This is a genomic window from Stenotrophomonas sp. HMWF023 (assembly GCF_003060985.1).
GTDB classification, from domain to species: Bacteria; Pseudomonadota; Gammaproteobacteria; order Xanthomonadales; family Xanthomonadaceae; genus Stenotrophomonas; species Stenotrophomonas lactitubi.
This window is the reverse complement of sequence record NZ_QAIJ01000227.1, coordinates 1-9227: the sequence shown is the minus strand read 5'-3', so window position 1 is coordinate 9227 and position 9227 is coordinate 1. Positions and strand designations below refer to the sequence as shown.

Annotated in this window: 7 protein-coding genes; 4 read left to right on the top strand and 3 right to left on the bottom strand. The window is 66.4% G+C overall.

Translation table 11 applies throughout. The features are described from left to right. The first annotated feature begins 133 nt into the window (after positions 1-133). The 3 genes from DBR20_RS12450 to DBR20_RS12440 all read left to right on the top strand — a co-directional run bounded on the left by DBR20_RS12450 (position 134) and on the right by DBR20_RS12440 (position 3096). Positions 134-868: a response regulator transcription factor gene (locus DBR20_RS12450; RefSeq protein WP_108266389.1), complete on the top strand. Its 735-nt coding sequence runs from the start codon at positions 134-136 to the stop codon at positions 866-868. Next, entirely contained in the window at positions 865-2154 is a 1290-nt protein-coding gene (locus DBR20_RS12445; protein WP_108266388.1) for an ATP-binding protein, read from the top strand. The genes DBR20_RS12450 and DBR20_RS12445 overlap by 4 nt, the downstream gene beginning before the upstream one ends. A gap of 141 nt (positions 2155-2295) precedes the next feature. Then, complete coding sequence (locus DBR20_RS12440; protein WP_100460148.1) at positions 2296-3096, top strand: MipA/OmpV family protein; 801 nt, start codon at positions 2296-2298, stop codon at positions 3094-3096. Between the two features lie 79 nt (positions 3097-3175). Here DBR20_RS12440 and clpB read toward each other — a convergent pair whose 3' ends face one another. Next, entirely contained in the window at positions 3176-5761 is a 2586-nt protein-coding gene (clpB, locus tag DBR20_RS12435; protein WP_108266387.1) for an ATP-dependent chaperone ClpB, read from the bottom strand. 180 nt (positions 5762-5941) lie between these two features. Further along, complete coding sequence (locus DBR20_RS12430; protein ID WP_108266386.1) at positions 5942-6757, bottom strand: DUF3014 domain-containing protein; 816 nt, start codon at positions 6755-6757, stop codon at positions 5942-5944. Positions 6758-6906: 149 nt separating this feature from the next. Between DBR20_RS12430 and DBR20_RS12425 the strand changes: the two genes are divergently transcribed. Next, positions 6907-7617, top strand: coding sequence for a glutathione S-transferase (locus DBR20_RS12425; RefSeq protein ID WP_108266385.1), 711 nt, complete (start codon positions 6907-6909; stop codon positions 7615-7617). A 59-nt stretch (positions 7618-7676) separates the two neighbouring features. Here the strand turns inward: DBR20_RS12425 and DBR20_RS12420 are convergent, their stop codons facing one another. Then, complete coding sequence (locus DBR20_RS12420) at positions 7677-9224, bottom strand: hypothetical protein (protein WP_258223336.1); 1548 nt, start codon at positions 9222-9224, stop codon at positions 7677-7679. Positions 9225-9227 lie beyond the last annotated feature (3 nt).

The following is a 9227-nucleotide window of genomic DNA, read 5'->3' as shown; positions in this document are numbered from 1 at the left end:
ACCGCCACTGAGAGCCCCTGGCGATGACGCCAGTACCGGCGGTTATCAGGTTGCCCGGGATTCAGGCAGACGTCATGGGCCATTGCTAGGCTTCGCCGCCGGGCCCTTTGCCCCGGACAAGGACGCCCTACCGATGCAGCCCTCCCCGTGGACTCCCACCGCCAGCACCCCGACCCAGGTGCTGCTGGTCGAGGACGACCGCCGCCTGGCCGAGCTGGTCAGCGACTACCTGCGCGAACATGGATTTGCCGTGCAGCACGTGCCGCGTGGCGACCTGGCCAGCGCGGCCTGCCGCCAGCACGCGCCGGAACTGGTGGTGCTGGACCTGATGTTGCCTGGCCTCGGTGGCATCGATGTGTGCCGGCAGATCCGCAGTTTTTCCGACGTGCCGATCCTGATGCTGACCGCGTGCGAGGACGATATCGAACAGGTGCTGGGCCTGGAGTCCGGCGCCGATGACTACGTGCACAAGCCGATCGAGCCGCGCCTGCTGCTGGCACGCCTGCGCGCGCTGCTGCGCCGTCGCCATGGCAGCGGCCCTGCCGGCGTGCCGTGCCGGCTGATGCATGGCGAACTGCTGATCGATCGCGTGCAGCGCGAGGTTCACCTGCATGGGCAGCCGGTGGAACTGGGCACCACCGAATTCGAAATCCTCTGGCTGCTGGCCAGCCAGCCCGGGCAGATCCTCTCGCGCGACCAGATCCTGCAGGCGGCACGTGGCATCGGTTTCGATGGCCTGGACCGCAGCGTGGATGTCTGCATCGGCAAGCTGCGGCGCAAGCTGGGCGACGACGCGCGCGAACCGCGCCGGATCAAGACCGTGTGGGGCCGTGGCTACCAGTTCAACCCGTCGGCCTGGTCGGCGTGAAGCGCCTGTTCCTGTGGTTGTGGTTCGTCACCGGCGCTTGCCTGCTGGTGTCGGTGTTCAGCCTCAACCAGCTGCTGGACCGCATCTACACGCCCCTGCAGGAACGCGTCTTCGTCGAACAGGTGCGCGGCCAGGTGTATGCGCTGCGCAGCGGACTGGCCGGTCTGGACCGCCCGCAGCAACAGCAGCGTCTGGCGCAGTGGCAACCACACTACGGCGTTGCCCTGTCGCTGCTGGATGCACCGCCACAGCTCGATGACGAAGAGCGCAGTACCCTGCGCGGGGACGGCTTCATCGTCCGCGACCGCTACCAGCAGGTACTGCTGCCCATCGAGGCTGCTGACGGCCGCTGGCTGCAACTGCGCTTCCCCGGCGAAGTGCAGATGACGCTGTACATGACCGTCGCCGCGTACCTGTGCATCCTGCTGCTGGTCGGCACTTGCCTCTATGCGTGGGTACGCCTGCTGTGGCGCGACCTGGAGGCGCTACGGGGTCATGCAGACCGCATCGGTGCCGGCGACCTGCAGGCGCGTGCGCAGGTATCGCCGCGTTCGCAGATCCGGGTCATCGTCGAGCATTCCAACCGCATGGCAGCGCGCGTGGCCGAACTGGTGCAACGGCAGCGCGATCTGACCCATGCCATTTCCCACGAGCTGCGCACGCCGATCGCACGCCTGGCCTTTGGTCTGGACCTGATGCAGGACAGTAACGATCCGGCGCGGCGGGCACACCTCGCTGCCGGCCTGCATGGCGATCTGGCCGAACTCAACCGATTGGTCAGCGAGCTTCTGGCGTACGAGCGGCTGGAGCATCCCAACGATGCCGAGCCCATGCAGCGGATCGAAGCGAACGATTGGCTGCAGGCCTGCATGGAAGACGCGCGGCGCGATGCCGAGCGCGCGGGCCTGGTGCTGCAGGTGTGGCCCAGTGCGCTGCCACGCGTGGATGCCGAGCCACGGCTGCTGCAGCTGGCCCTGAGCAACCTGGTCGGCAATGCAATGCGTTATGCACGCACCCGTGTGGAGGTGTCACTGGTCAGCGTGGCCGGCAAGGCCTGCCTGCGCGTGGACGACGATGGCCCCGGCATCGCCGAAGGTGATCGCGAGAAGGTGCTGCGCCCGTTCACCCGTCTGGATGACAGCCGCAGCCGCGACACGGGTGGCTTCGGCCTGGGCCTGGCCATCGCCGGACGCATTGCGGTTCGTCACCATGGCGAACTCCGCGTGGGACGCGCGACCCTCGGTGGCGCGCGCCTGGAAATGCACTGGCCAATGGCTGCCAGCTGAACAGCGCAGGCCGCGCTTACAGTTGCTTACAACTCCCGCACAACTGCGGACGGATTGGTCGCCGGCGTCCCGCCACGCTGGCGACCCTGCAGCACGCGCCGGATGCGCGCGCTGCACTTCCTCCCAATGTAGAGAGTTGCCATGTCCCACCTTCGCCGTTTCCCCACCCTGCTCGGCCTGGCCCTGTTGCCCTTGTTCGCAACGTCCGCAGCGCATGCCAAGGATGACCAGTGGACCTTCGAGCTTGCTGCTGGCGGCGGTGTCGCCCCGCGTTACAGCGGCAGCGAGGAATTCCAGGCCGCGCCGACACTGTCCTTCGATGTGACGTCGCCGGGCGGCTGGTTTCTGGGTACCAGCGGTGCGGGTTGGGGTACGGCGATCGGCGAACACACCCGCGTGCGTGCCTACGTCGGTGGCAGCGGCAGCCGCCGCGAGAAGAACTCGATCCTCGGCGGCTCGGACTTCCTGCGTGGCATGGGCGATATCGATACCCGGCCCCTGGTCGGCCTGGCGGCTGGCTATACGCTGGGTGAGGCGGTGCTGAGTGGTTCCTGGCAGTACACGCTGAAAGACGACGACAAGGGCGACAACGGCCTTGCCACCCAGCAGATCCACCTGAACCTGGAAATGCCGTTGTTCGATCTGGCCGGTGGCGTGGTCAGCGGCAGCGTCTCTACCGACTACGGCAACCGCGGCTACATGCAGACCTGGTATGGCGTCAGCCCTGACCAGGCCGCTCGCACCGGTTTCGCCCAGCACAAGCCCAAGGCCGGTCTGGTCAGCGCCGGCCTGGGCATGAAATGGAGCCATCGCGCCGGTCGCAACGGCAACTGGTACATCGCCGTGGAAGGCACCCGCCTGCTGGGCGATGCGGCAGACAGCCCGATCGTGCAGAAGGCCAACCAGTTCGGCTTGATGACCGGGTATACGCACCGGTTCTGAGAATTGCCGGCAAGCCCCGGGTGCGGCCGGTCGCTACAACGGAAACGGGGCGCTGCAATCATGCAGCGCCCCGCTCGGTTCAGGCCTTGGCGAACACCAGATGGCCGCCGTCGTTGCCCACTTCGATGGTATCGCCGTTGGCGAATGCACCGGACAGGATCTGCTGCGCCAACGGATTTTCCAGCTGCGCCTGGATCGCACGCTTCAGCGGACGCGCACCGTAGACCGGATCGAAGCCAACGTTGCCGAGCAGATCGAACGCTGCATCGGACACCACCAGCTTCAGGCCACGCTCGGCCAAGCGCTTTTCCAGGCCACGCATCTGGATGCGCGCGATCTGCTTGATCTGCTGCTTGTCCAGCGGATGGAACACCACGATGTCGTCCAGGCGGTTGATGAACTCCGGACGGAAGTGCGCCTGCACCACGCCCATCACCGCCGCCTTCATCTGCGTGTACGCCTCCGGCGTGTCATCGCCACTCATGTCCTGGATCTGGTGCGAGCCCAGGTTCGAGGTCATCACGATGACGGTATTGCGGAAGTCCACCGTGCGGCCTTGGCCATCGGTCAGGCGACCATCGTCCAGCACCTGCAGCAGGATGTTGAACACATCCGGATGCGCCTTCTCCACCTCATCCAGCAGGATCAGCGAATACGGGCGACGACGCACGGCCTCGGTGAGGTAACCACCCTCCTCGTAGCCCACGTAGCCCGGGGGCGCACCGATCAGGCGCGCGACGCTGTGCTTCTCCATGAACTCGCTCATGTCGATGCGGATCATCGCGTCGGCGCTGTCGAACAGGAACTCGGCCAGCGACTTGCACAGTTCGGTCTTGCCCACGCCGGTCGGGCCCAGGAACAGGAACGATCCCCCCGGTCGATTCGGATCGGACAAGCCAGCGCGCGAACGACGCACCGCGTCGGACACCACCTTGATCGCCTCTTCCTGGCCGACCACGCGGTTGTGCAGCACCTCTTCCATGCGCAGCAGCTTGTCACGCTCGCCTTCGAGCATCTTGTTGACCGGGATGCCGGTCCAGCGCGAGACGACCTCGGCGATCTCCTCGTCGGTGACACGGTCCTGCACCAGTTTGAAGTCGTGGTTCTCCACTTCCTGGGCGGCAGCAAGCTGCTTTTCCAGCTGCGGCAGCACGCCATACTGGATCTCGCTCATGCGGGCGAAATCCTGCCGGCGCTGCGCCGACTCCAGTTCAACCCTGGCCTGCTCGACCTGTTCCTTGAGCTTGGTCGTGCCCTGCAGCGCGGCCTTCTCCGACTTCCAGACTTCGTTGAGATCGGAGAACTCGCGCTCCAGCGCGTCGATATCGTTTTCCAGGTCGGCCAGACGCTGCCGCGAGGCATCGTCCTTTTCCTTCTTCAGCATCTCGCGCTGGATCTTCAACTGAATCAGGCGACGTTCCAGCCGATCCAGTTCCTCCGGCTTGGAGTCGATCTCCATACGCAGGCGCGAAGCGGCTTCGTCCATCAGGTCGATGGCCTTGTCCGGCAGCTGGCGGTCGGTGATGTAGCGGTTGGACAGCGTGGCCGCGGCGACGATGGCCGGATCGGTGATCTCCACCCCGTGATGCACTGCGTACTTTTCCTTCAGGCCGCGCAGGATCGCGATGGTGTCCTCCACCGTCGGCTCACCCACGAACACCTTCTGGAAGCGGCGCTCCAGCGCAGCGTCCTTTTCGATGTACTTGCGGTACTCGTCCAGCGTGGTCGCACCGACGCAGTGCAGTTCACCGCGAGCAAGTGCCGGCTTGAGCATGTTGCCGGCATCCATCGCGCCGTCGGCCTTGCCCGCGCCGACCATGGTGTGCAGCTCATCGATGAACAGGATGATCTGCCCTTCGCTCTTGGCCAGGTCGTTGAGCACGCCCTTCAGGCGCTCCTCGAATTCGCCGCGGAACTTCGCACCGGCGATCAGCGCGCCCATGTCCAGAGACAGCACGCGCTTGCCACGCAGGCCTTCGGGCACTTCGTCGTTGATGATGCGCTGGGCCAGGCCTTCGACGATCGCGGTCTTGCCCACACCGGGTTCGCCGATCAGCACCGGGTTGTTCTTGGTACGACGCTGCAGCACCTGGATGGTGCGGCGGATTTCCTCGTCGCGGCCGATCACCGGGTCGAGTTTGCCGCTCTCGGCACGCGCGGTGAGGTCGATGGTGTACTTCTCCAGCGCCTGGCGCTGCTCTTCGGCGTTCTCCGACTGCACGTTCTCGCCGCCACGCAGCTTGTCGATGGCGGTCTGCAGGCGCGCCTTGTCGGCACCGGCAGCGCGCAGCGCCATGCCCAGCGTGCCGCCATCTTCCAGCGCGGCCAGCACGAACCACTCGCTGGCGATGAAGGCATCGCCCTGCTGCTGTGCCAGCTTGTCGGTGTGGTTGAGCAGGCGGTTGAGATCGTTGCCGATCGACAGGTTGCCGGCCTGGCCGGACACCTTCGGCAGCGCTTCAAGCGCCTCGTCCAGGCGCTCGCGCAGCACCGGCACGTTGACGCCGGCCTGGGCCAGCAACGGCCGGGTGCTGCCGCCCTGCTGGTCCAGCAGGGCACTGAAGACATGTACCGGTTCAATGATGCTGTTGTCGCGGCCTACCGCCAGCGACTGCGCGTCTGCCAGCGCCTGCTGGAAACGCGAGGTGAGCTTGTCCATGCGCATTGTGAAACCTCATCGGTCATCTTGGCCGGCCGCGCCGGCGATGCTGGAAAGATGCGGTTGCCCCACCCGGTTTCAAGGGTGGCTGCGACTGCATTCGAAGGCCAGTCAGCCTAGGGCCAGCATGCCGGACGGGGTGTTGTCGGCGCGTTGATCCGGATCAGATCCGCACGATGGGGGCTCTCAACGGGTGATCGCGCCCCGGATCGCTCGCAGCTGCTGCTTGACCGCCCGCGCCTGCGCCGCGTCCATGCGCAGCAAGGCCTTCTGGCCGATTGAGCGCGACTGCAGGGTGGAATCGACGAAGCGGTAGCGTCCGCGCTCATCGCGCTCCACCAGCGGTGCTTGAGCCAGCTCAGGGGTGTCCAGCAGATGATCGATGACTGACACCAGGCGATCATTGAAGTAGCCGTCGGGCTTCCCCAGATCGACGTAGGCCTGCTGGATCAACGGATAGAAGCGCTTGTACGCCAAGGCCGTCGCCGCCGGGTCAAGCGCAGTGAAGGCCTGCACATAGGGCGCATAGCGCGCCGCATTGGCCGCAGCGATACGTTCGCCGCCCTCGCCCTGCTCCACCTGCAGGCTGCCCGGCAGCGGCCGAGCGGCCAGCGCGGTAGGCGGCACACTGGCCTTGTCCAGGTTGTCGACCTGGGTGACCAGCCGCTGGATCAGGTGATCACGCAGCAGCACGGTCAATGCCCCCTCGCCCTTGAACAACTGGCTCAATGTGCTCCAGGCGGCGGCATCGCTGTCAGCAAGCTTCGGCAGCGCCGGGTCAGCGGCAGCCTCGGAATCCAGCGGATGCCTGATCGGCGGTGGTCCGGGCTCCTGGGTAGCAGCGGGCTTCGGTGCGACGCCTGCCGAGGTCGGCGCGGATTGCACCGGCACCGATACGCCATCTGCCAGGCCCTGCAACTGATCGCGGAACAACCATGTGCCCGCGCCGCCCACCACCACCACGCCCAGAACCCAGGGCCAGACCGCTTTTCCACTCTGCATGATGCAGTACCTCGCTTTTCACCTGCATGGACAAGGTGTGACTCCCCGAATTCCGGGGGGTTCCCCACCCATTCCGCTGGCGTTGTGGTTCACGCCTGCTTTGCGCGCTACGCGCGACCCTGTCGTTCTTGTCTGGTGGAGAAGGCTTCATGCAGTACGCGCTGTACTACTGGACCGGCATCCAGGGCCGTGGCGAATTCGTGCGCCTGGCGCTGGAAGATGCCGGCGCCGACTATGTCGACATGGCGCGGGTGCATGGCGATGCCGTGATGCAGCCGTTCCTCGACGGCCACAGCGAAGGTGCGCAACCTTTCGCGCCACCGTTCCTGAAGGCCGGGCGACAGGTCATCGCACAGGTTGCGGCCATTCTCGATTTCCTCGGCCCGACGCTGGATCTGGTCCCGCAGGCCGCCTCCCGGCGCATGCAGGCGCTGCAGTGGCAGCTGACCATCGCCGATCTGCTGGCCGAGGTGCATGACACCCACCATCCCATTGCCGCGTCGAAGTACTACGAAGACCAGAAGACCGAAGCCAAGGCGCGCGCCGCTGCGATGCGCGGTGAGCGGCTGCCGAAGTTCCTCGGCTACTTCGAGCAGGTGCTGAAGGCCAATGGCGGTCGCCACCCGCTGCGCGAGCACTCCTACGTGGACCTGTCACTGTTCCAGCTGCTGAGCGGGCTGGACTACATGTTTCCGCGCCGTATGCAGGCCTTGTGGCCGACGCTGCCGCTGCTGCGCGCATTGAAGGATCGGGTGGAACAGCGGCCCAACATCGCCGCCTATCTCGCTTCGGAGCGGCGGCTCGCCTTCAACACCAACGGCATCTTCCGGCATTACCCGGAACTGGATTCAGAGCGGTAGCGCCGGGCCATGCCCGGCGGCGACGCAACCCAACGCTGGGCATGGCCCGGCGCTACCGGTCAATGGGCGTTTTCAGCCAGCGGCTTCACCGCCTGCTTCTGCAACGACAGCAGCCCCAACAGGATGGCCAAGGCCACATACGCGCCGGCGAACTGCCAGCTGATGACACGGGCCAGGCCCTGCAGATCCCACGGCAGGTAGATGCCGCCGCGCGGATCCACCGAATGGATCAGGCCGAACATCGTCAGCACCGCCGCCACCAGCAGGAAGCCGCAGGCGCGGCGCAGGCGCCCATCGACCATCGCCGCGACGGTGGCGATCCACAGCATCGAGGTGATGATGAAGCCGTTGCCGAGCGCGAAGATCACCGCCAGCTCCGGCAGGCCGTGGCCATCGACGTGGGTCAGCAGCGCACTCATCTGCTCGGCCGGAACCCAGCCCGGCGCCTTGATTGCCAGCAGGTAGGCTGCTGACGGAAGGAAGCCCAGCACCATCGCGCCGGCATGCTGGCGCGGCGTCGCCTGGAACGCCTGGGTGGTGATGTCGATCGACACGTACACGATGATCGGCGCCAGCACCGCCAGCGGCAGCCACTGCACCAGCCCGGAAATGACGCCGAGCATGCCGCCGATGCCAACGAACAGGCCGGTCAGCAGCGTGTAGCCGCTGCGCGCGCCCATGTGCTTGTAGGCCGGCTGACCGATGTACGGGGTGGTCTGCGCAACGCCGCCGCAGACGCCAGCCACCAGCGTGGCCACCGCTTCCACCAGCAGGATGTCGCGGGTGCGGTAGTCATCGCCGGCCGCGCGCGCGCTCTCGGATACGTTGATGCCACCGACCACCATCAGCAGGCCGAACGGCAGCAGCAGCGGCAGGTAGGTCATCGCGGTCGGCAGGCCCTCGATGAAGCCCAGCGTCGGCAGCGGCAGTACCACCTGCGGCGGCACCCAGGCCGGAATCTGGAAGCCGGGCACGCCCAGCCCGGCCAAGCCGAGCCCGTAATACAGGACGGTGCCGAACACGAACGCCAGCAGCACGCCCGGACCGCGCAGCGGCAGCTTGCCCTTGGCGATCAGCACGTACAGCAGCAGGCCCAGCGTGGTGAAGCCGACCAGCGGCGAGCGCAGGGTTTCCAGCAGCGGCAGCAGGCCCATCAGCACCAGCGCGATGCCAGCGATGGAGCCCAGCAGCGCGGCACGCGGCAGCGCGCGGGTCACCGCTTCACCGAAGAAGGACAGGATCAGCTTGAGCACGCCCATGATGACCAGCGAGGCCATGCCCAGCTGCCAGGTAGCGATGGCCGCAGCGTGCGGGTCCATGCCCTGCTGCTTGAAGGCCAGGAAGGCCGGGCCCAGCACCAGCAGTGCCATGCCGATGCTGGTCGGCGCATCCAGGCCCAGCGGCATGGCGGTGACGTCGTCGCGCCCGGTACGCGCGGCCAGGCGCCGTGCCATCAGGGTGTACAGCAGGTTGCCGACCAGTACGCCCAGGGCGGTGCCGGGGAACATGCGGCCGAAGACCACGTCGGCGGGGAACTGGAACATCCCGACCAGGGCCATGGCGATGAAGCCGAGGATGGAGAGATTGTCGACGACCAGCATCGGCATGGC